The organism is Streptomyces sp. CBMA29 (assembly GCF_014596445.1).
Classification (GTDB): Bacteria; Actinomycetota; Actinomycetes; order Streptomycetales; family Streptomycetaceae; genus Actinacidiphila.
Map to the genome: position 1 here is coordinate 103,934 of NZ_MECL01000124.1, position 21,280 is coordinate 125,213.

A 21,280-nucleotide genomic window follows, 5' to 3' on the forward strand; every position below is an offset into this window, starting at 1 on the left:
CTCAGACCTTTCCGGTTCCGTGGGAGACGGCGGCGGCGGTGCCGGCGGTGGCGGCCGGGGCGGCGCCGTGCCGTGTCCTGGGCGGCAGCAGGGCCAGGTGTTCCTCCCTGACCAGGTCGAAGCGGAGCGCGAAGGCCACCAGTTCGTCCCGCTTGCCGCCCGCGAGGGTGTCGGAGTCGGTCTCGGCGGCGTCGTCGCGCAGCCGCAGCTTCACCGAGGCCAGGTAGTCCACGTGGTAGTTGACGGCGGACCTGGTCAGGTCGCGGCAGGACTCCAGCGGGCGCAGCCGCTTGAGCACGTCGCCGACGCCGGGCACCGCGCCGGTCGAGGCGTTGCGCAGCCTCGGTTCGCACAGCGCGAGCAGCACCAGGAAGTATTTGGAGGTCGGATCGAGAGCGAAGGGCATCGTCGTGCGCTCGCCGCCGTCCGCCCCGCTGTCCGGGTCGTCCTGGTACGCGTGCTGCGGCGCGAACACCTTGAAACTGGCACCGGCGCCCCGCGAGGGCAGCACCACCTGCGAGAACTCGAACGGCACCGGAGCGCCGAGCCGTCCGGGCGCCACCTTGATGTGCTCGCCCGCGCCCTCCAGATTCTCCACCACATAGGTCGCGCTGCGGCTGAAGTTGGACAGCCGCCAGTAGTCCTCGGCCGCGGTGATCTGCCCCGCGCACCGCGAGACCCCGGGGTCCCGCAGCCGCACCGGCACCGGGCTTCCGGGCGACCCCCGCCCGAACTCGGCCGTCTCACCGGGACCGAGCCGCAGCAGTCTCGGCCGCCGCCCGACCGGTTCCTCGCCCCACCGCCCGTCGGACCACCGCCCGTCCGATTCCTCGGGCAACTGCACAATCACCGTGTCCACGCCCGACCCCCTTCCCACCCCAAGCGTCACACCTGTCGCGCAGTAGTGGACGCCCCTCGCGGAAAGCGGGTTGCGCAACCTCCCCAAGATGACCGAGAAGCGCTCACTCGTCCGGGTGATGCCGGGGTCACATTCCATGCCGTTCCCTGAACGGCCGGGGCGGTCCCTCAGCTCTCCTCGCGGACGACCGTCGCGCTCGCGGGCGGGAGGACGGCGCCCTCGGGCGGAAGGGCGCGGGAGGCCAGGAGATCGTGGCCCCGCACGGGGACGCGGACCTCGGCCGGGGAGTGGTTGAGGAGGAAGAGGTACGCGCGGCCGTCGGCGCTGTGGCGGCGGACCGCCTCGACGCCCGCCGGGAGCGCGGGGAGTTCGGGCTCCGCGCCGGACGCCCGTATCAAGCCGGCGATCAGCGCGGTGTACGAGGCGGGGGACAGCCGGGTGGAGGCGTACCAGGCGGCGCCCCGGCCGAGGGCGTGCCGGGTGACGGCGGCCCGGCCGGTCAACGTGCCTTCCGCGTAACGGATTTCGGCCGTCGCGCCCTCCAATAGCAGCGCTTCGGTCCAGGTGGCGCCGGCGCCGCCGTCGGTCAGGGTGACGGCGGCGCCGGACGGCAGGGGGCGGAACTCCTCGGCGCGCAGGCCGAGCAGCGGCCGCAGCGGGCCCGGCGCCCCGCCGGGCCACGCGCGGTAGTGGGGGTCGACCGCGCCGCTGAAGCACTCGACCAGCAGGGTGCCGCCGCCCTCGACGTAGGCGGTGAGCGCGGCGGCGGACTCCTCGGAGACCAGGTGCAGGCTGGGGGCGAGAACCAGCCGGTACGCGGACAGGTCGGCGGACGGGTGCGCGAAGTCGGTGGTGATCCCGGCGTCCCACAGGGCGCGGTGGGCGCGCTTGAGGGCGGGCAGGTACGGGAGTTCGGGCGTGGGCAGGACGGGGGTGTCCAGCGCCCACCACACGTCCGGGTCGTGCAGGACGGCCGCCCGCGCCCGTACGGTCGAGCCGGTCACCTCGGCCAGGGCGGCCACCGCGTGGCCGGTTTCGACGGTCTCGCGGAAGATCCGGGTGTCCGGCCCCGCGTGCGGGACCATCGCGGAGTGCCAGATCTCGGCCCCGGCCGGTGACTGCCGCCACTGGAAGAACAGCACGCCCTCCGAACCGCGCGCGATGTGGCTCAGCGAGTGCCGCAGGATGTCGCCCGGTTCCTTGGGCAGGACGAGGTCGCCCGCGTAGACGGTGCTGGTGGCCTGCTCGATCAGCAGCCACGGCTTGCCGCCGCCGAAGGAGCGCGCCCGGTCCGCGCCGAAGGCGGTGTCGGCGGCGGCGTCCAGGCCCGGCGCGTCCGGGTAGTGGTCCACGCCCACCAGGTCGACCTCGCGGCCGAACGCCCACAGGTCGAGCACCTGGTAGCCGGGCAGCATCAGATTGGTGGTGACCGGCACCCGGCTGTGCGCCCGGATCGCGTCGCGCTGCTCGCGGTAGGCGGTCAGCGCGAGGTCGGACCAGAAGCGGCGGAAGTCCAGCACCTGGCCGGGGTTGGGGCGCCACTGCGTGGCGCGCGGCGGCTGGATCTGCTCCCACGCGCCGTAGCGCTGGCTCCAGAAGGCGGTGCCCCAGGCCCGGTTGACGGCTTCCAGCGTGCCGTACCGGTCGCGCAGCCAGCGCCGGAAGGCGTCGGCGGCGTGCTCGCAGTGGCAGACGGTCGCGTACTCGTTGTGCACGTGCCAGAGAGCGACCGCCGGGTGCGCGCCGTAGCGGGCCGCCAGAGCCTCGGCGACGGCGCGGGCGGCCTGCCGGTAGGCGGGCGCGGCCAGGCAGTACGTGTCACGGCTGCCGTGCGTCAGCCGGGTGCCGTCGGCGGTGACGGGCAGGGCGTCGGGGTGCGCGAGGCCGAACCACGGCGGCGGCTGCGCGGTGGGTGTGGCGAGATCGACGGCGACGCCTTGCGCGTGCAGCCGCTCCAGCCGGGCGTCGAGCGCGGCGAAGTCGTAGCGTCCCGGCTCGGGTTCGAGCTCCGCCCAGCCGAAGACGTTGAGGGTCACGAGATTGACGCGGGCCCTGCGCATCAGCTCCTCGTCCTCGCGCCGTACGGCCGGGTCGTGTTGGAACTGCTCGGGGTTGTAGTCACCGCCGAAGGCGGGGCCGCCGAGCCGCGCGGTCAGCCAACCGGCCGGATCGGCACGGGAGTCGGGGACGGCGTCCATGGAAGGGTTCACCTCGGCTCCGCGATCGGCAGCCGCGCCCCGTCGCGCAGGAACAGCGGAATGCGCTCCAGCGGCGCCGCGGCCGTCACCGTACGGCCGCCGTCGTGCTCCTCGCCCGTCCACGCGTCCGTCCACCGCGCGCCCGCCGGAAGGTAGACCTCCCGCGCGACCGCGCCCGCCTCGGTGACCGGGGCCACCAGCAGGTCGGGCCCGAGCAGGAAGGCGTCGGAGATCCCCCACGCGTCCTGGTCGTCGGGGAATTCCAGCAGCAGCGGCCGCATCGGCGGCACCCCGCTCCGGGCCGTCTCCCGCATCTGCTCGGCGACGTACGGCCGCAGCCGTTCGCGCAGCCGCAGATACGAGGCCAGGACCGCGTACGCCTCAGGGCCGTACGACCAGACCTCGTTGGGCAGGCCGGTCATGCCGGGCTCCAGGACCTGTTCCGGGCCGCGGAAGCCGTGCAGGCGGAACAGCGGGCAGAAGGCGCCGTACTGGAACCAGCGGACCAGCACCTCGCGGTAGGCGGGGTCGTCGGGGTCGCCGCCGTGGAAGCCGCCGATGTCGGTGGTCCACCAGGGGATGCCGGAGAGCATCACCTGGAGCCCGGCGGTGATCTGCGCGCGCAGCGACGCGAAGTCGGTGCCGATGTCGCCGGACCACAGGGCGGCGCCGTAGCGCTGCGCGCCCGCCCACGACGAGCGGTTGAGGGTCAGCACCTCGCTGTGCCCGGCCGCGCGCAGCCCGTCGTGCACCATGCGGGCGTGCTCGCGCGGATAGAGGTTGGCGACTTCGAGTCCGGGCCCCGCGTGGAAGCGCAGGTTGGCGGGGTAGTTGGGTTTCAGCTCCGGCTCGTCGGCGTCCAGCCAGAACGCCGAGACGCCGTGCGCGAGGTAGTTGGCGGCCAGCTTCTCCCACACGTACGCGCGGGCCTCGGGATGCGTGGCGTCGTAGAAGGCGACCTGCGCCGCGTACGCGCCGAGGCCCTTGTCCGGCCAGTCGGCGTGCGCGAGCGGGCCGTATTCGGTGCCGATCAGCAGCCCGCGGTCCCCCATCGGCGCGTGGTTCTCGCTGGCCGGGCTGACTGACGGCCACACCGAGACCATCAACTTCACGCCCATGCCGTCCAGTTCACGGACCATCGCGGCCGGGTCCGGCCACTCGGCGGGGTCGAAGCGCCAGTCGCCCAGGTGCGTCCAGTGGAAGAAGTCGCAGACGATGACGGACAGCGGCAGCTCGCGGCGGCGGTACTCACGCGCGACCTCCAGCAGCTCCTCCTGGGTGCGGTAGCGCAGCTTGCACTGCCAGAAGCCCGTGGCCCAGTCGGGGAGTTCGGGGCTGTGGCCGGTGGCGTCGGCGTACCGGCGCAAGGCGGCGGCCGGGTCGCCCGCGGTGAACCAGTAGTCGATCTGCCGGGCGCTGTCGGCGACCCAGCGGGTGCCGGTGACGCCCAGCTCGACGCGGCCGACCGCCGGGGAATTCCACAGCAGGCCGTAGCCGCGGCTGGAGATCAGCAGCGGCACGGTCACCTCGCCGTTGCGCTGCACCAGGTCGAGGACCGCGCCTTTCTGGTCGAAGAGTCCGTGCCCGTGCTGGCCCAGGCCGTAGCAGCGCTCGTCCGCATACGCCCTGAACCGCTGCTCCAGACGGTGGTAGCCGTTGCCGGTGGCCGTGTAGAGGCGCGGCCCCGGCCACCAGAAGTGCGGCGGCTCCTCGGCCAGCAGCTCACCGCCGTCATCGGTGCGCAGGAAGGTCAACCGGCCCGCCGCCGCGGGCAGTTCCGGGGTCAGCCGGCCCTCGGCGCAGGCGTCGATCCGTACGGTCAGCGTGCCGTTGACGAGGGTCGCCGAGTCGCCGTGCACGGTGATCGCGGTTGTGGCGCCGGGCGGCGGCGCGTCCAGCGCGCCGGGCAGATCCTCGACGATCTCCCCGGCGGGCGCGGACCGCACCCGGACCGCGTCCGGGCCCCACGCCTCGACCCGCAACGTCTCACCCCTGGCCCGCCATTCGAGGGCGTGCTCGCGGATGCGGAAGTGCTCTGCCATGCGGTGGCTCTCCTGACGTGTCGGTACGGGGGCGGAAGCGGGCGTGCGGGGGTAGGGAGGTGGCGCGCTCTGTCTCGGGGGAAGCGGGCTCGGGGAAGCGGGGCTCAGGCGCGGTGCGGGGCCGGGCCCGTACTCTCGCGCGTAGTCAACAGCGGTGTGAGCAGGGCGACTTCGTCGGCGTCCGCGCCCTCGATCCGCCGCATGACCAACTCCACCGCGCGCCGCCCCAGATCCTGCGCGGGCCCGGTGACGGCGGTCAGCCGCGGCGAGTACTGGTCGGCCAGCGGCTCGGGGCACAGCGCCACCACCGAGGCGTCCTCGGGCACGATCCGCCCGGCCGCCCGCAGCAGACTCAGCAGCGGCCCGATCGCGCCCTCGTTCTGCACGACGAAACCGGTCGTCTCCGGCCGGTCGGCGAGGATGCGGGTGAAGGCGCCCGCCGTGCTCTCGTACGTCCCGTCGCACGGCCGGTGCACGATCCGCAGCCCGCGCTCGGCCGACCTCGTACGGAAGCCGGTCAGCGTGCGTTCCGCGTAGCCCGCGTGCCGCCGGTAGACCGCCGGGCTGTAGCCGATGAAGGCCACGTCGCGGTGGCCGAGGCCGGCCAGGTGGTCCGCGCACAGCGCGCCCGCCGCCGCGAAGTCGTGGTCCACGCAGGACAGTCCGGTCGCGTCGGCGGGCAGCCCGATCAGCGCGGCGTGCGTGTTCTGCGCCCGCAGCACGGGGATGCGGTCGTCGTCCAGCTCGACGTCCATCAGGATCACGCCGTCGGCCAGGCCGCTGGCCGCGACCCGCCGCACCCCGTCGGGGCCCTCGTCGTTGGTGATCAGCAGCACGTCGTAGCCGAAGCTGCGCGCGGCCATGGTCACCGCGATGGCGATCTCCATCATGATCGGCACGTAGACGTCCGTGTGCAGCGGCACCATCAGCGCGATGATGTGCGACCGCTTGCCCGCCAGCGCCCGCGCGCCCGCGTTGGGGTGGTAGCCCAACTCCCTGATGGCCGCCTCCACCCGGCGCCTGGTCGCCTCGGAGATCGAGCGCTTGCCGCTGATGACGTAGCTGACCGTGCTCGACGACACCCCGGCGTGCTTGGCCACTTCGGCGATGGTCACGGCGGAGGTGCTTCCCATCATGCTGTGCTGCTCCTTCTGGGTGTTCGCCGAGCCGTTCATCCCCTGAGCGTTCATCCCCTGACCGCTCGTCCCCTGACCGCTCATCCCTTGACCGCTCCGGTCAGCACGCCGGTCTTGAAGTGCTTCTGCATGAAGGGGTAGACCATCAGGATCGGTACGAGGGTGAGTACCACGACGGCCATCTGGAGCGACAGCGGCGCGGTCTGCGCGTGCGCGGTGCCGAAGCCGCTGTTCACCGAACCCGGCATGTTCATCCCGTAGTTGACGTACTCCAACAGCACATACTGCAAGGGCCACTTGGGGCTGTCCGTGGGCATGTAGAGCATGACATTGAAGAAGGAGTTCCAGTATCCGACCGCGTAGAAGAGCGTGACGACGGCGGTCACGGCCCGCGAGGTGGGCAGCACGACCGACCACAGGATGCGCCAGTCGTTGGCGCCGTCCATCCGCGCCGCGTCGATGAGTTCGGCGGAGGTGCCGGAGTAGAAGGCGCGCAGGACGAGGATGTTGAACACGGAGATCGCGCTGGGCAGGATCAGCGCCCAGTACTGGCCGTAGCCGCCGAGGCCGGTGACGACGAGGTACGTCGGGATCAGGCCGCCGCTGACGAACATCGTGACGATCAGCACCATCAGGATCGCCCGGTGGCCGAGCGACCCGGAGCGCGACAGGCCGTACGCGCACAGCACCGAGACCACCATCGAGATCGCGGTGCCGACGCCGGTGATGCCGAGGCTGACCAGCAGGGCGCGGGTGACCGCGCCGTTCTCCAGCATCAGCCGGTAGGCGTTGAGCGTCATCCCGTCCGGCCAGATCACCAGGCCGCCCGCGCGGCCGATCGCGCCGGGCGTGGAGACGCTGGTCAGCGCCACGATCCACAGCGGCACCAGGACGGCCGCCACGACCAGGGCCAAGGTGGCGCCCTTGAAGGTCTGCCCGGCGACGCCCGGCGCCTCCTCCCACGACGGGCGCTGCGGCCCCTTGCGCGCACGGGGGTCGCGCGTACGGCCGGCGCGGTCGCCGCCCACGGTCAGTGTGTCGGTCATTTCCGGTACAACCCGTCCTCGCCGAAGGAGTGCGCCAGCCGGTTCGCGCCCCAGATCAGCAGCAGCGAGATGACGCTCTTGAACAGACCTGCGGCGGCGCCGTAGCTGTAGTTGTTGGTGGCGATGCCGTAATAGAAGGAGAAGGTGTCCAGGACGTCGGCCGCGTCGTGGCCGACCGCGCCGCGCTGGATCAGGAACTGCTCGAAGCCGACGGTCAGCGCGTTGCCGAGCCGCAGCACGAGCATCAGCACGATCACCCCGCGCATGCCGGGCAGCGTGATGTGCCACATCCGGCGCCACCGGCCCGCGCCGTCGACGGCCGCGGCCTCGTACTGGTTCTGGTCGATGGCCGCGAGCGCCGCGAGGAAGACGATGATGCCCCAGCCCGCCTCCTTCCACACCGCCTGCGAGGTGATGAGCAGCGCGAAGGTGTGCGGGTCGGTCATCACGTCCCAGGTGCCGATCGAATGTCGGCGCAGGAACTGGTTGAGCACGCCCGCGCCGCCGAGCATCTGCTGGAAGACGGTGATCGTCAGCACCCAGGAGAAGAAGTGCGGCAGATAGACGATGGACTGCACGAAATTGCGCAGCCGTTCGCTGATCACGGTGTTGAGCATCAGGGCGAGCGCGATCGGCACCGGGAAGAAGAGGATGATCTGGACGGAGCTGAGGAAGAGCGTGTTGCGCAACGCGCCCCAGAACAGCGGGTCGTGGAAGAGCTGCCGGAACTGCTCCAGGCCCGCGAAGTCGCTGTTGCGGACGCCGACCAGCGGGTCGTAGTACTCGAAGGCGGTGACCAGGCCGAACAGCGGCGCGTAGTTGAAGACCAGCAGCAGCGCGACGGCCGGGAGGGTCATCAGCAGCAGCGACTTGTCGCGGCGCAGCCGCACGCGCCAGGTCAGGCCGCCGTGCGCCGGGCCCTTGGCGTTGCCCTTCGCTGAAGGCTTGTCGGAGTCCGACGTCGCAGCGTCCTTCTGCGACTTCCCGGTGATGATCGCGGCCACCGCCTACTGCCCCGAGCCGTACTTGTCGAGCACGTTCGTCTGCATCCACGTCGTCAACTGCGTGCCGCCGCTGCTCTTCCACGAGGAGATCGCGGCCTGCACGTCGGAGACCTTCTTCTTGCCGTGGTAGCAGTCCTTGATGGTGTCCTCGACGGCCTGGCCCGCGTCGGCGGTCGCGAAGCGCTGCGGCACGATGATGTTCATGTTCCAGAACACCGGCTTGTACGCGGTCGCCGCCGCTGCCGCCTGCCAGGCCGCGTAGTCCTTGGTCACCTGCGGGGCGCCCGGGTTGCTGATCACCGCGGAGCAGGTGGCAAGGAAGGGATACGTCTGCTGCTGGACGTCTTTCTTGCCCTCGTCGGTGAAGGTCGGCGTGCCGTTGTCCATCGTGTAGTGGACGCCCTCGGCGCCGTAGTTGACCATCGTGTACTCGGCCGAACCGAACGGCGCGGCCAGGTAGTTGGCGACCGCCAGCAGCTCCTTGATCCGGTCCTTCGACAGCTTGATGTTCAGATAGCTCATCAGGCTGGTGGAGTTGCCGAGGAAGATCGCCGGTTTGGAGCTGCCGTCGGCGGCGAAGACCTTGAACGAGCCGCGCCGGTAACTGGCGTTGGCCGCCGTGCCCGCCTGCGCGTCCGCGAGATTCCAGGCGCCGGTGCCGTCACCGGAGATGAGGGCCTTGCCCGCGTAGAAGCGGTTCTTGCCGTCGTTGGTGTTGCCCGCGAGCGCGTCCGGGTGCATGTAGCCGGACTTGGCGAGCTTGTAGTGCCAGTCCAGCGCCTCCAGCAGCTCCTGGCCCTCGTACTTGTGGACCAGCTTGCCGTCCTTGACCGTCCACTTGTTGGGCACGCCCCAGAACGGTGCGAGATACGTCCACAGGTCGTCGAAGGCCCACACACCGCCCTTGGCGTTCGTCAACTCCTTGCCGAGCGCGAGGAGATCGGCCGCCGAGTTGACGTCGTCGGGGTTGATGCCCTTGGTCTGGAGGATGTCGGCCCGGTGGTAGGTGGTGCCCGCGACGACGAAGCCGCTGGAGAAGGACGGGATGCCGTAGAGCTTGTCCTCCCACACCCCGGCCTGCCAGGCGCCGGTCGGGATCGCGGCCAGATTCGGGTAGTCCTTGACCGCGTCGCCCGCCAGGTACGGCGTGAGGTCGGCTATCTGGGTGCCGGCCAGCTTGCCGACGTTGAAGTTGGCGTTCCACCAGGTGGGGAGCTGGATCCAGTCCGGCAGCTTCTTGGCCGCCGTCATGGTCGGGATGGCGGTGTCGTAGTGGTTGCCGTCGGCGGGCTTCATCGTGAGCGTCACGCCGAGGGCCTTGCCCATGGCCTGGTAGAAGGAGTTGCCCGGCTGGGGGATGGTGCCCCACAGCGGGGTGACGGCGGTGTAGCTGCCGCCCTTGCCCGGCACGCCGTCGACCGTCTTCACCGGGCTCGCCGGGTAGGTCAGGAAGCCGGGGTCGGTGGCGGTGCCCGCGGCGCCCGGCGCCGCCGGGATGTCCGCCGTGACCGAACGGCTCGCGGTGAACTGCGGCAGCGCCGCCTTCAGCCCGCTCTTGCTGCTGGTGCCACCCTTGCTGCTCGACCCGCTTCCACAGGCGGTCAGCAGCGGGGACAGGGCCGCGGCTCCGGCTGTCGCCGCCGCCGCGCTCACAAAGGTTCTGCGGTTCAACTGGCTGGTCATGGTGGGTCCTTCGCCGTGTGGGGTGGTCCGATCCGGGGGACGCCGAGGGTGCGTGCCGTGTGTGCGGTGTGTGCCGTGCGTGCCGTGTGTGCCGTGGAGGAGGCGAGGCGTCGAAGAGGGTTGTCGAAGCGCTTCGATGTGTCGGCGACAGTAACCACGTGTTTCGGTTCCGACAAGAGTTCTGACGCGACTGTCCGGCAGGCGGATTCCGGCCCCCTCCGGTCCTGAGGGCGTCGTAGAGGTCCTGTTCAGGGCGTTCGATGAATTCGACAGCCGCGCGCGGGGCGGAGGTTGTGCGTGACCCGTTGACACCCTCGTCGGCGGCGTGTCAGCTTCGGCGAAGCGCTTCACCACGTCACCGGCCCAAGGGGTTTGCCTCAGTGAGTACGACGCCCGTGCACGACCGGCCGCCCTTCCGCGACGCGGAACTGCCGCTGCGCGAACGGGTCGAGGACCTGCTCGGCAGGCTCACCCTCGACGAACGCGTGGCGCTGCTGCACCAGTACGCCCCGGCCGTGCCCCGGCTCGGCATCGCCGCCTTCCGCACCGGCACCGAGGCGCTGCACGGCGTCGCGTGGCTCGGCATCGCCACCACCTTTCCGCAGGCCGTGGGCCTGGGCGCCACCTGGGACGAGGAGTTGACGCACGCGGTCGCGACGGCCGTCTCCGTCGAGCAGCGCGCCTTCCACCACCACAGGGCCGCGCCCATCGGCGCCGGGCCGATCAGCCTCCAGGCGTGGGCGCCGGTGGTGAATCTGCTCCGCGACCCGCGCTGGGGGCGCAACGAGGAGGGCTACGCGGAGGACCCGCTGCTCACCGCGCGCCTCGGCGACGCCTACTGCCGGGGCATGGCGGGCGACGACCCCGAGCACCTGCGCACGGCGCCGATCCTCAAGCACTTCCTCGCCTACAACAACGAGGACGACCGCTGCGTCACCTCCTCGGGGCTGCGCCCGCGCGTCCTGCACGAGTACGACCTCGCCGCCTTCCGTCCGGCCGTCGCCTCGGGCGCCGCGACGGGCGCGATGCTCGCGTACAACCTGGTCAACGGGCGTCCCTGCCACGTCAGTCCGCTGATCGAGTCGGAGCTGCGGCGCTGGGCCGCGCCCACCGGGCACGAGCTGTTCGTGGTCAGCGACGCCGAGGCGCCCAGCAATCTGGTCGACCCCGAGCACTACTTCACCGATCACGCGGAGTCGCACGCGGCGGCGCTGCGCGCCGGGGTCGACAGCTTCACCGACCACGGCGAGGACTCCGCCGTCACCGTCGGCCGCCTCCAGGACGCGCTGCGGCGCGGGCTGATCGACGAGGACGACGTGACGCGCGCGGTACGGCGGCAGCTCGCGATCCGCTTCCGGCTCGGCGAATTCGACCCGGAGCGCGACCCGTACGCGGGCATCGGCTGGGACGCCGTCGACTCGCCCGCGCACCGCGAACTCGCCCTGCGCGCGGCGACGGAGGCGGTGGTGCTGCTGAAGAACGACGGGACGCTGCCGCTGGAGCCGGTCGCGGGGGTACGGCACAAGGTCGCGGTGATCGGGCCGCTCGCGGACACCCTCTTCGAGGACTGGTACAGCGGCACGATGCCGTACCGGATCACGGCCGCCGACGGGCTCAGGGCCGCGCTGGCCGCGCGCGGCGACGAGGTGACCGCCGTGGTCGAGGGCGTCGACCGGATCGCCCTGCGCGCGGTGTCGTCCGGCGGCGCGCTGTCGGTCCCGGCGGACGACCCGGCGGGACCGATGGCGGTGACACCGGACGCGGAGACCGGCGACGACGCCCGCTTCGACGTCTTCGACTGGGGCGGCGGTGTGCTGACGCTGCGCAGCGCCCGCACCGGACGCTATGTGACCTGCGGTGACAACGAGTTGACGGCGTCTCAGGTGCTGCCAGGCGGCTGGGACGTACAGGAGACGTTCCGTCTTGAGGAGCAGGCGGACGGTACGGAGCTGCTCCGGCATGTACACAGCGGCCGGTACGCGGCGGTGGACGGGGCGTCCGGGCGCGTGACGGTGAGCGCCGACACCCCTGCGAAGGCGGAGAGTTGGCGCCGTACGGTCGTGCGCGACGGGCTCGCGGAGGCCGCTGCCGCCGCCGCGGCGGCCGACACCGCCGTCGTCGTCCTCGGCAACGACCCGCTGATCAACGGCCGGGAGACGCAGGACCGCCCCGACACCGCCCTGCCGCCCGCGCAGGACGCGCTGCTGCGTGCGGTCGCCGCCGCGCAGCCGCGCACCGTACTCGCCGTGACCAGCAGCTATCCGTACGCGCTCGACTGGGCGCAGGCCCAGGTGCCCGCGGTGCTGTGGACCGCGCACGGCGGGCAGGAGAGCGGCCGGGCGCTGGCCGCGGTGCTGCTCGGCGCGAGCGAACCGACCGGGCGGCTGCCGCAGACCTGGTACCGCGGCGGCGACCCGCTGCCGCCGCCACTGGACTACGACATCATCACGGCGGGCTGGACGTACCAGTACCACCGGGCGCCCGCGCTCTACGGGTTCGGGCACGGTCTGTCGTACACCACGTTCGGCTACGAGGACCTGCGGCTGTCGGCGGCGCGGATCGCGTCGGGCGAGCCGGTGACGGCGACGGTGACCGTCGTCAACACCGGGGAGCGCGCGGGCACCGAGACCGTGCAGCTCTACACCCGTGCGGTGGCGGCCCGTTACGACGCGCCGCTGCTGCGGCTCGCCGCCTTCCGCAAGGTGCGGCTCGCGCCGGGCGAGCGGCGGGAGCTGAGCGTCGAGGTGCCCGCCGACGCGCTCGCGCACTGGGATGTCGCGACCGGCGCCTTCACCGTGGACCCGGGCGCGTACGACGTCCTCGTGGCGCGCGGGGTCCAGGACGTCGCCGCGACCGCCCGGCTGGAGGTCACCGGCCCGACTCCCGCTCCCCGTAAGGCCGTTGGCGTCCGCCTCGCGGCCGTCGACTTCGACGCCTGTACGGGGCTGCGGCTGCTGGACGCGGACCCCGTCACCGGTGACGCGGTCGGCCCGAGCACGCCGCCGGAACCGGCCACCGCCGTCTTCCGGAACGTCGACCTGACCGGGGCGCGTACGGTCGCGGTCCAGGTCAGCCGTCCGACGGCCGACGGCGCGTCCGGCGCCGTACCGTCCCGGATCGAGCTGCGCTGCGACGGCGCGCCGCTGGCCGCCTTCACCCCGCCGCCGACCGCGGACCGCCACACCTGGACGGAGCTGACCGCCCCCCTGTCCGCCCCCCCGCCCCCCGGCCCCCACACGCTGACCTGGACCCTGACCGGAGACGCCCTGCTGGCCGGGTTCACCTTCGCGGAATTCCCGGAATTCCCGGAATGAGCCACGGCACTCATTGAACGGCTGCGCTTCTTAATTCGTTCGCTTTCTTCTATTGGACGACTGCCCGCCTCGCGGGTGAAGCTGGGGGTTCGTTGTTGTCGTCGGTGGAATGAGAGAGGCGCGAAACCATGCAGAGTCGTCGTATCGGTGCCGTCGAGGTCAGCGCGATCGGGCTGGGCGGGATGCCCATGTCGATCGAGGGACGGCCGGAGGAGGCACGTTCGGTCGCGACGATCCACGCGGCGCTCGACGCCGGGGTGACCCTGATCGACACCGCGGACGCGTATCACTGGCACGCCGACGAGGTCGGGCACAACGAGTCGCTGATCGCGAAGGCGCTGGCGTCGTACGGCGGCGACAGCGACGGCGTGCTGGTCGCGACCAAGGGCGGCCACCTGCGGCCGGGCGACGGTTCGTGGACGCTGGACGGCAGGCCGGAGCACATCAAGGCGGCCTGCGAGGCGTCGCTGCGGCGGCTCGGCGTCGAGGCGATCGGGCTCTACCAGTTCCACCGGCCCGACCCCGCCGTGCCGTACGAGGAGTCGGTCGGCGCGCTCGCCGAGCTGCTGGACGCGGGCAAGATCCGGATGGCGGGCATCTCCAACGCGAGCCAGGACCGTATCCGGCTGTCGCAGGAGATCCTGGGCGGGCGCCTGGTGTCGGTGCAGAACCAGTTCTCGCCCGCGCACCGTTCCAGCGAGCCGGAGTTGGCGCTCTGCGACGAGCTGGGCGTCGCCTTCCTGCCGTGGAGCCCGCTCGGCGGCATCGCCCGCGCCGGTGAACTCGGCTCCTCCTACGGGGAGTTCGCCAAGGTCGCCGCCGCGCACGGCGTCAGCCCGCAGCAGGTCTGCCTGGCCTGGCTGCTCGCGCTGTCCCCGGTCGTCGTCCCGATCCCCGGCTCCAGCCGCCCCGAGACCATCCGCGACTCGGTCGCCGCCGCCGAACTCACCCTGGACGCCGACGAGATCGCCCGGCTCAGCGCCGCCGTCCGCTGACCTGACAGTTACCCGAGCATCACCCGAGAAGAGGAAGTCTGTGCGTTACCGCGAACTGGGCCGCAGCGGCCTGTCCGTGTCGGAGATCGGCTACGGCGCCTGGGGCATCGGCGAGGGGGCGTGGGTGGGCGCGACCGAGGACGAGTCGGTACGCGCCCTGCACCGGGCCGTCGACCTCGGCGTGAACCTCGTCGACACCGCCCGCGGCTACGGCGAGAGCGAGCGCATCGTCGGCCGGGTCGTCCGCGAGCGGGCGGCGGCAGGTGACGAGATCCTGGTGGCCACCAAGGTCCCGCCGGGCAACGGCAGATGGCCCGCGCCCGCCGGGGTGAGCGCGCAGGAGGCGTTCTCCGGCGACCACATCCGCGCCAGCCTGGACACCAGCCTGCGCGCCAGCGGCCTCGACCACTTCGACGTGCTCCAGTTCCACGTCTGGCGGGACGAGTGGGTCGGCCGGGGCGACTGGCTGGAGACCGTCGCCGACCTCAAGCAGCAGGGCAAGATCCGGCTGTTCGGCGTCTCGGTCAACGACCACGAGACCGACAACTCGCTGGCGCTGGTCCGCAGCGGTGTCGTGGACACCGTCCAGGTCATCTACAACATCTTCGAGCAGACGCCCGCCGAGTCGCTGCTGCCCGCCTGCCAGGAGCACGGCGTCGGCGTGATCGTCCGCGTCGCGCTCGACGAGGGCGGTCTGACCGGTGCGGTCACGGCCGGTACGACCTTCCCCGAGGGCGACTTCCGCAACCGCTACTTCCGCGGCGACCGCCCGGCCCAGGTCGAACAGCGCGTCCGGGCGATCGTCGACGACCTCGGCATCGCCCCGGACGCCGTCGCCGAGACCGCCCTGCGCTACGTCCTCAGCGCGCCGGCCGTCTCCACCGTCATCCCCGGCATGCGGTCGGTGCGCAACGTCGAGCGCAACACCGCGGTCAGCGACCGGACTTCGCTGACCGAGGAGCAGCTCGCGATCCTTGCCAAGCACCGCTGGCAGCGCAACTTCTACGCGTCGTAGCGGCGTTCAGGCAGTCCCCGGCGTACCGGGCTCCTCGGCGCGCCGCGCCGCCGCCTCCTGGGCGTCGAGGAGTTCGTCGCCGTGGTCGACGGCCCAGCGGCCGAGCTCCCGCATCGGGCCGTCGACCAGGCTCTCGCCCAGCGCCGTCAGCCCGTACTCGACGCGCGGCGGCGCCTGCGCGTACGCCCGGCGGCTCACCAGGCCGTTCCCGAGCAGCCGGTGCAGCGTCTCGGTCAGGACCTTGTCGCTGATCCCGCCGATCGCGGCGCGCAGCGCGCGACGGCGGCGCGGGCCCGTGCGCAGCGCCGCGAGCACCACCGGGTCCCAGGTGTGGGCGAACAGGTCGGTGGCCGCGCGCAGCCGGCAGTCGGCGACCCGTTCGTAGCAGTGCGCGCCGGGGCTCTCGCGCGTCTCGTCGGGGCTCTCGTGAGGGCTCATCGCGCCACCCATCATGGTCCGTCCCTCGCGCACCGGCCGGTGCGTATCGGCTTCCCTACCGTAACCGCCAGACGATTGCCGCTGGTCGCAGCGCTGGCCGCAGCGCGGTTCAAGGCGCAGGCCACGGCCACGGCTACGGCTACGGCGCAGGCCACGGCACAGGTCACGGCAGAGGGAGCGAAGGATGCGGATCGGGATTCTCGGTACGGGAACGCTGGCGCGGGCGCTGGGCGAGGGCTGGCTCCGCGCCGGGCACGAGGTGGTGGTCGCGGGGCGCTCGACGGCCAAGGCGGCGGCGCTGGCCGAGGCGCTGGGCCGCGGTACGCGGGCCGTCGCGCCGCGTACGGCCGTCAGCGGGCGGGACGCGGTGCTGCTCGCCGTCGCCTGGGACGGCGCGGAGGACATGCTGGAGGCGGCGGGCGCGGCCGAGGGACTGCTGGCCGGGACGCCGCTGATCGACCCCACGAACGCGGTGGCGCACGGCGCCGGAGTCCTGCTGACCGGACCCGCCGAGTCCATGGCAGGGCGCGTCGCCGCCCGCGCCCCCGGCGCCCACGTGGTCAAGGCGTTCCACCTCTTCCCCTCCACCCGGTGGACCGACCCCGCCGGGCCGGCCGCCACGGTCCCGATCTGCGGCGACGACCCGGCCGCGCTGGAGGTGGTCGCGCGCCTCGTCCGGGACGTGTCCGCGACTCCGGCCGTTCTCGGCGGCCTTGACCGCGCCCGCCAGGCCGAGGAGGTCGCGGGCTTCGTCATCACCCTGGCCTTCGCGGGCCACGACCCCAACGCGGCCGTCCCGGTCGTCCCGTCCCCGGTCGCGTAGAGCCCGCTGGGACCGCTGAGGCCGCTGGGGCCGTGTCCCAAGTGCCTTGGTTTCTCTACCAGTTGGTGAAAGCGCCGTCCGGCGGCCGTTCGGATTCACGGCGGAACGGCGGAACGGCTGATCGACGGGTGAGGTGACGCCTGCCCGACGCCTGCCCGACGCCTGCCTGACGGCAGGTTGACGGCTGGTGAAGCGGAGGCCGCGCGGGCCGCTACCTTGGCCCGTACAACGCTGCCGTCGGGCCGGAGGAAAAGCACGTGAGCCGTCGCTTCGAGGAGATCGACTGGCGTCCGACGCCGATGGGCGAGATCAGCCTGCGGCGACGGCGGGACGTGGCGACCGGCGAGGACGTGCACGAGGTCAAACTCGGCGACGAGTTCCTGATGTCGAGCCTGTTCACCGCCGGTGAGATCGCGCTGTCCCGGCTCGGCCTGGCCGAACTCCCCTACAGGGAAGGGGATGCCGACTCGTACGCGGATGTCGCCGTCGGCGGCCTCGGCCTCGGCTACACCGCCCGCGCGGCGCTGGAGGACGCGCGCGTACGGTCGCTGGTCGTCATCGACGCGCTCGCCGAGGTGATCGGCTGGCACCGGGAGCATCTGGTGCCGCTGGGCGCGGAGTTGACGGCAGACCCGCGCTGCCGCTTCGTGCACGGCGACTTCTTCGCCCTGGCCGCCGACCCCGAAGGGCTCGACCCCGAGACGCCCGGCCGCCGTTTCCACGCCGTGCTCCTGGACGTCGACCACTCGCCCGCCCACGTCCTCCACCCCCGGCACGCCGCCCTCTACCGCCCGGACGGCCTGCGCCGTCTTGCCGCCCATCTCCATCCCGGCGGCGTCTTCGCCCTCTGGTCCAACGACCCGCCGGACGCCCCCTTCACCGCCACCCTCCGCGAGACCTTCGCCGCCGCCGAGGCCCACGTCGTCACCTTCCCCAACCCGCTCCAGGACGGCGAGGCGACCAACACGATCTACGTGGCGCGCACGGCGTCCTGACGTCCGGGCCGCCCTACGACCTCGGGGCGCGCAGAATCCTCAGCATCGTCGACCTGAGCGCTTCGCCCAGCGCCTCGTCCGACAGGTCGACCAGTTGCGGCAGCGCCTCGGGCATGAGCAGCGCGGTGCTGTACGCGACGCGCTCGGCCGCCGTCGGGCGCTCACCGTAGAAGAGGGTGAGCCCGCGCTGGCGCATCGCGGCCATCTCCTCGTGGCTCTTGCTGAGCCGCGCGTCCGGGTCGGTGGAGGCCATGACGGTGTAGTGGCGGTTGCTGACGAGGAAGTCGGCGAAACCGTTGACCACGTGCTCGATACGCGCCCGGCGTCCGCGTATGGCGTCGGCGTCGTCCAGCAGCGTCTCCATGCGGCGGAAGCCGGGCCGCATCGCCGCGTGCAGGATGTCGCCCTTCGCGCGGAAGTGGTAGTAGACGGCGGCCTTGGTCAGGCCCAGCTCGTCGGCGATCATCTGGAGCGAGGTGGCGTTGTAGCCGAGTTCGAGGAAGAGCCGCTGGGCGGTGTCCAGGATCTGCTGCCTGGTCTGCTCGGCCTGCGCCGCACGGGTGGACATGCCCTTGGCAGGCGTCGGCATGGGTCTGCTCCTCCTTCGTGGACCGCGAGGGCCGCACCGCAGCATACAAGCCGTCGGGGGCCCGGAAGCCGGTCGTTCCGGCCCGTCCCGGTCGGCCGTTCCGGCCCGTCCCGGTCGGCCGTGCCGCCTGCCGCGAGGCCGCCGCGGGCTCATCGTCCGACTCATGGCCCGACGCACCGTCCGACCAGCCAAAGACTAGTGACTCACCTGCCGATGTCCAGCGACTCACCTTACGTTGGCAAGCGATTTACTTGACCTGCGGCTAGTGAATGCTTAACGTCGGGCTCGGCGTGCGCTACCCGAACCGGCCGTGGAGATATGTACCCATGTCAAGTTATTTGTACCGACTCGCCCGGCTCGCTTTCCGGCGCAGACGGCTGGTCCTGGCGTTGTGGCTGGTGGCGGCCGTCGCCGCCATCGCCGTCGCCCAGATCAGCGGCGGGAAGACCAACGACAACTTCACGATCCCCGGCACCGAGGCGCAGAACGCCTCCAACGTCCTGTCGGCCAAGCTGCCCGCCTTCAGCGGCGGCCAGAGCACGATCGTCTTCGCGACGACGCAGGGCAGCAGAAAGGTCACCGACCCGGCCACCAAGGCGGTGATCGAGTCGGCCATGACCAAGCTGAAGACCGTCCCGCAGGTCTCCAACGTCGTCGACCCGTTCCAGGGCAAGCTCGTCTCGCAGGACGGCAAGATCGCGCTCGGCCAGGTGCAGTGGTCGGCGGCGGCGGCCGACGTCAAGGACGCCAACCTCGACACGTTCAACGACGCGCTGAAGCCGGTACGGGCGGACGGCGTCCAGGTCGAGTACAACGGCAGCGTCTATCCGGGCTGGCGGGTGGTGATCTCGGAGCTGCCGGAACTCATCGGCCTGATCGTCGCCTTCTTCATCCTGATGATCACCTTCGGGGTGTTCGCCGCCGCGGGCATGCCGATCCTGGGCGCGATCATCGGCGTCGTCACGACCCTGATGACGATCACCGCCGTCGCGTCCGTGGTCACCATCGCCTCGGCGTCCACCACCGTCGCGCTGATGCTCGGGCTCTCCTGCGGTATCGACTACGGCCTGTTCATCCTGTCGAGACACCGGGCGAATCTGCTCGCCGGTATGACGCCCGAGGAGTCCGTGCCGCTGGCCATGGGCACGGCGGGCAGCTCCGTCGTCTTCGCCGCCCTCACCGTGATCATCGCGCTGTGCGGGCTCACCGTCGTCGGCATCCCGTTCCTGACCGTCATGGGTCTGGCCGCCGCGGCCTCGGTCGCCGTCGCGCTGCTCATCGCGCTCACCCTGCTGCCCGCGATGCTCGGCTTCGCCGGGCCGAAGGTCGCCAAGTTCACCCGGCTGCCGGGGCTCGGCGCCCACGCGGAGCGGGTCGCCCGGCGTACGGCCGCCGACCCGGCCAGCGCGCGCGGCGCCCGCTGGGCCCGCTTCGTCGTACGCCACCGCGTGCTCGTCGCGATCGGCGGCGTCGTCCTGCTCGGTGTGCTCGCCATCCCCGCCTTCGACATCCGGCTCGGCCTGCCCAGCAGCGCCTCGCAGAACAAGGACACCACCGAGCGCAAGGCGTACGACCTCACCACCGAGGGCTTCGGCGTCGGATTCAACGGCCCGCTGCTGATCGTCGCCCAGAACGTCAGCAGCCCCTCGGACACCGCGGCCATCGCGGCGCGGCTCACCAAGGTGCCGGGCGTCGTCAAGGTGACGCCGCTCGCCGCCAAGAACGGCGTCTCGCTGATCCGGGTGATCCCCGGTTCAGGGCCGAACGACGCCGCCACCGCCGACCTCGTCCACACCCTGCGCGACAACCGCGCGCGGTTGGAGGGTCAGACCGGCACCGACGTCCTCGTCGGCGGCACCACGGCCTCCAACATCGACGTCTCGGCCAAACTGTCCAGTGCCCTGCCGGTCTTCCTGATCGTCGTGGTCGGCCTGGCCTTCGTCCTGCTGACCTTCGCCTTCCGCACCATCCTGGTGCCGATCAAGTCCATCCTCGGCTTCCTGCTCTCGATGGCCGCGGCCCTCGGCGCCCAGGTCGCGACCTTCCAGTGGGGCTGGGGCCAGCACATCTTCGGCATCACGCCGACCGAGACGATCAGCTTCCTGCCGATCATCATGCTGGCCATCATCTTCGGCCTCTCCAGCGACTACGAGGTCTTCGTCGTCTCCCGCATCAAGGAGGACCACACCAAGAACGGCGACGCCCGCCGCGCCGTCGAACGCGGCACCGGCTTCTCCGCCCGCGTCGTCACCGCCGCCGCCCTCATCATGTTCTTCATCTTCGTCGCCTTCATGTTCACCGACGACCCCACCATCAAGGCCATCGGCTTCAGCTTCGCCGTCGGCGTCTTCCTCGACGCCTTCGTCGTCCGCCTCACCCTCGTCCCCGCCGTGATGGCTCTCGTCGGCTCCAAGATCTGGTACCACCCCCGCTGGTTCGCCAAGTACATCCCCGACCCCGACCTGGAGGGCGAACGCCTCGAAACCCAACTGAATTCGGGCCGCCTGAAGTGACCCCGGCGGCTCCGGGGCTCAGATCGAGGCGAGGTCGATCTCCACGGTGAAAGGGGCCACGGCCTTGACCGTGCCGGTGAACACGTCGCCGTCGCGGTAGGCCGTGGTCGCCGGGTCGAGGACGTACGTGTAGACCAAGGGGACGTCTGCGGGGGTCTGTTCGACGCGCCAGTAGAAGGGGATGCCGGCCTTCGCGTACTGGTCGACCTTCACGATCCGGTCGGTGGTCTCGGAGCCCGGTGAGACCACCTCGACGACCAGCAGGATGTGCTCGGGCCGGGTCGGCGTGACGTCGATGGTGTCCGCGCGGTACACGACGACATCCGGGCGGCGGTTGCTCAGCGGGACGTCCTGGAGCCGCACGTCGAAGTCGGTGTCCGCGTTCCAGTCCGCCCCGGAGGCGACGTCCAGCGCGTTCGCCAGAATCCTCGCCAGGCGGTTGTGCCGCTTGGACGCGCTGGGGCTCACGACGACCATCCCGTCCACGATCTCGATCCCGGCGCACTGCTCCTCCGACCAGGAGGCGTACTGCTCGGCAGTGATCGGAGCGTGCATCCATGCGGGCGCGACCATCTCCGCGCTCATGGCGTACCTCCCCTGCACCTGCTCGACGGGTCTGACGCTGCTCGG

At 71.7% G+C, this 21,280-nt stretch carries 16 protein-coding genes; 6 read left to right on the plus strand and 10 right to left on the minus strand.

The annotated features are described in order from the left end of the window. Position 1: 1 nt before the first annotated feature. From BGM09_RS17685 to BGM09_RS17715, 7 genes are all read right to left on the minus strand, one after another. A complete protein-coding gene (locus tag BGM09_RS17685; protein ID WP_411158325.1) occupies positions 2-859 on the minus strand; it encodes a serine/threonine protein kinase in 858 nt (285 codons plus the stop codon). Between the two features lie 167 nt (positions 860-1,026). Then, positions 1,027-3,057: a beta-galactosidase gene (locus BGM09_RS17690; protein ID WP_188282575.1), complete on the minus strand. Its 2,031-nt coding sequence runs from the start codon at positions 3,055-3,057 to the stop codon at positions 1,027-1,029. A gap of 8 nt (positions 3,058-3,065) precedes the next feature. Next, positions 3,066-5,099, minus strand: coding sequence for a TIM-barrel domain-containing protein (locus tag BGM09_RS17695; protein ID WP_188282576.1), 2,034 nt, complete (start codon positions 5,097-5,099; stop codon positions 3,066-3,068). Between the two features lie 104 nt (positions 5,100-5,203). Then, entirely contained in the window at positions 5,204-6,274 is a 1,071-nt protein-coding gene (locus tag BGM09_RS17700) for a LacI family DNA-binding transcriptional regulator (RefSeq protein ID WP_223187164.1), read from the minus strand. A gap of 41 nt (positions 6,275-6,315) precedes the next feature. Continuing rightward, the gene (locus BGM09_RS17705; protein ID WP_188282577.1) at positions 6,316-7,281 is read right to left on the minus strand and encodes a carbohydrate ABC transporter permease; all 966 of its coding nucleotides are present in this window, start codon (positions 7,279-7,281) and stop codon (positions 6,316-6,318) included. Further along, a complete protein-coding gene (locus BGM09_RS17710) occupies positions 7,278-8,285 on the minus strand; it encodes an ABC transporter permease (protein WP_317452750.1) in 1,008 nt (335 codons plus the stop codon). The genes BGM09_RS17705 and BGM09_RS17710 overlap by 4 nt, the downstream gene beginning before the upstream one ends. A 3-nt stretch (positions 8,286-8,288) precedes the next feature. Further along, complete coding sequence (locus BGM09_RS17715; protein WP_188282578.1) at positions 8,289-9,968, minus strand: ABC transporter substrate-binding protein; 1,680 nt, start codon at positions 9,966-9,968, stop codon at positions 8,289-8,291. Positions 9,969-10,348: 380 nt separating this feature from the next. Here BGM09_RS17715 and BGM09_RS17720 point away from each other — a divergent pair, with 380 nt between their 5' ends. The 3 genes from BGM09_RS17720 (at position 10,349) to BGM09_RS17730 (ending at position 15,292) form a co-directional block, all read left to right on the plus strand. After that, the gene (locus BGM09_RS17720; RefSeq protein ID WP_317452751.1) at positions 10,349-13,282 is read left to right on the plus strand and encodes a glycoside hydrolase family 3 C-terminal domain-containing protein; all 2,934 of its coding nucleotides are present in this window, start codon (positions 10,349-10,351) and stop codon (positions 13,280-13,282) included. Between the two features lie 128 nt (positions 13,283-13,410). Then, positions 13,411-14,277, plus strand: coding sequence for an aldo/keto reductase (locus BGM09_RS17725; protein WP_188282580.1), 867 nt, complete (start codon positions 13,411-13,413; stop codon positions 14,275-14,277). 40 nt (positions 14,278-14,317) lie between these two features. Further along, the gene (locus BGM09_RS17730) at positions 14,318-15,292 is read left to right on the plus strand and encodes an aldo/keto reductase (protein ID WP_188282581.1); all 975 of its coding nucleotides are present in this window, start codon (positions 14,318-14,320) and stop codon (positions 15,290-15,292) included. 6 nt (positions 15,293-15,298) lie between these two features. Here BGM09_RS17730 and BGM09_RS17735 read toward each other — a convergent pair whose 3' ends face one another. Beyond that, positions 15,299-15,730: a winged helix-turn-helix transcriptional regulator gene (locus tag BGM09_RS17735; protein ID WP_223187165.1), complete on the minus strand. Its 432-nt coding sequence runs from the start codon at positions 15,728-15,730 to the stop codon at positions 15,299-15,301. A 184-nt stretch (positions 15,731-15,914) separates the two neighbouring features. Between BGM09_RS17735 and BGM09_RS17740 the strand changes: the two genes are divergently transcribed. Together BGM09_RS17740 and BGM09_RS17745 are read left to right on the plus strand one after the other, a co-directional pair. Further along, entirely contained in the window at positions 15,915-16,553 is a 639-nt protein-coding gene (locus tag BGM09_RS17740) for an NADPH-dependent F420 reductase (protein ID WP_188282582.1), read from the plus strand. A 257-nt stretch (positions 16,554-16,810) separates the two neighbouring features. After that, positions 16,811-17,548 carry a spermidine synthase gene (locus BGM09_RS17745; protein WP_188282583.1) on the plus strand — a complete coding sequence of 246 codons (738 nt, stop codon included), beginning with the start codon at positions 16,811-16,813 and terminating at the stop codon, positions 17,546-17,548. A gap of 13 nt (positions 17,549-17,561) precedes the next feature. Here the strand turns inward: BGM09_RS17745 and BGM09_RS17750 are convergent, their stop codons facing one another. Continuing rightward, entirely contained in the window at positions 17,562-18,137 is a 576-nt protein-coding gene (locus BGM09_RS17750; protein WP_188282584.1) for a TetR/AcrR family transcriptional regulator, read from the minus strand. Positions 18,138-18,463: 326 nt separating this feature from the next. Here BGM09_RS17750 and BGM09_RS17755 point away from each other — a divergent pair, with 326 nt between their 5' ends. Beyond that, complete coding sequence (locus BGM09_RS17755) at positions 18,464-20,650, plus strand: MMPL family transporter (protein WP_188282585.1); 2,187 nt, start codon at positions 18,464-18,466, stop codon at positions 20,648-20,650. 18 nt (positions 20,651-20,668) lie between these two features. On the opposite strand, the gene BGM09_RS17760 is transcribed toward BGM09_RS17755, so the two are convergent. Continuing rightward, on the minus strand, positions 20,669-21,235 hold the full coding sequence (locus BGM09_RS17760; protein WP_188282586.1) for a Uma2 family endonuclease: 567 nt from the start codon (positions 21,233-21,235) through the stop codon (positions 20,669-20,671). Positions 21,236-21,280 lie beyond the last annotated feature (45 nt).

What these genes read in the sequence shown, in the direction of transcription:
- BGM09_RS17705 (WP_188282577.1), bottom strand. Translation starts at nt 7,281, where the DNA reads ATGACCGACACACTGACCGTGGGCGGCGACCGCGCCGGCCGTACGCGC.
- BGM09_RS17715 (WP_188282578.1), bottom strand. Translation starts at nt 9,968, where the DNA reads ATGACCAGCCAGTTGAACCGCAGAACCTTTGTGAGCGCGGCGGCGGCG.
- BGM09_RS17725 (WP_188282580.1), top strand. Translation starts at nt 13,411, where the DNA reads ATGCAGAGTCGTCGTATCGGTGCCGTCGAGGTCAGCGCGATCGGGCTG.
- BGM09_RS17695 (WP_188282576.1), bottom strand. Translation starts at nt 5,099, where the DNA reads ATGGCAGAGCACTTCCGCATCCGCGAGCACGCCCTCGAATGGCGGGCC.
- BGM09_RS17760 (WP_188282586.1), bottom strand. Translation starts at nt 21,235, where the DNA reads ATGAGCGCGGAGATGGTCGCGCCCGCATGGATGCACGCTCCGATCACT.
- BGM09_RS17750 (WP_188282584.1), bottom strand. Translation starts at nt 18,137, where the DNA reads ATGCCGACGCCTGCCAAGGGCATGTCCACCCGTGCGGCGCAGGCCGAG.
- BGM09_RS17735 (WP_223187165.1), bottom strand. Translation starts at nt 15,730, where the DNA reads ATGAGCCCTCACGAGAGCCCCGACGAGACGCGCGAGAGCCCCGGCGCG.
- BGM09_RS17740 (WP_188282582.1), top strand. Translation starts at nt 15,915, where the DNA reads ATGCGGATCGGGATTCTCGGTACGGGAACGCTGGCGCGGGCGCTGGGC.
- BGM09_RS17755 (WP_188282585.1), top strand. Translation starts at nt 18,464, where the DNA reads ATGTCAAGTTATTTGTACCGACTCGCCCGGCTCGCTTTCCGGCGCAGA.
- BGM09_RS17690 (WP_188282575.1), bottom strand. Translation starts at nt 3,057, where the DNA reads ATGGACGCCGTCCCCGACTCCCGTGCCGATCCGGCCGGTTGGCTGACC.
- BGM09_RS17700 (WP_223187164.1), bottom strand. Translation starts at nt 6,274, where the DNA reads ATGAACGGCTCGGCGAACACCCAGAAGGAGCAGCACAGCATGATGGGA.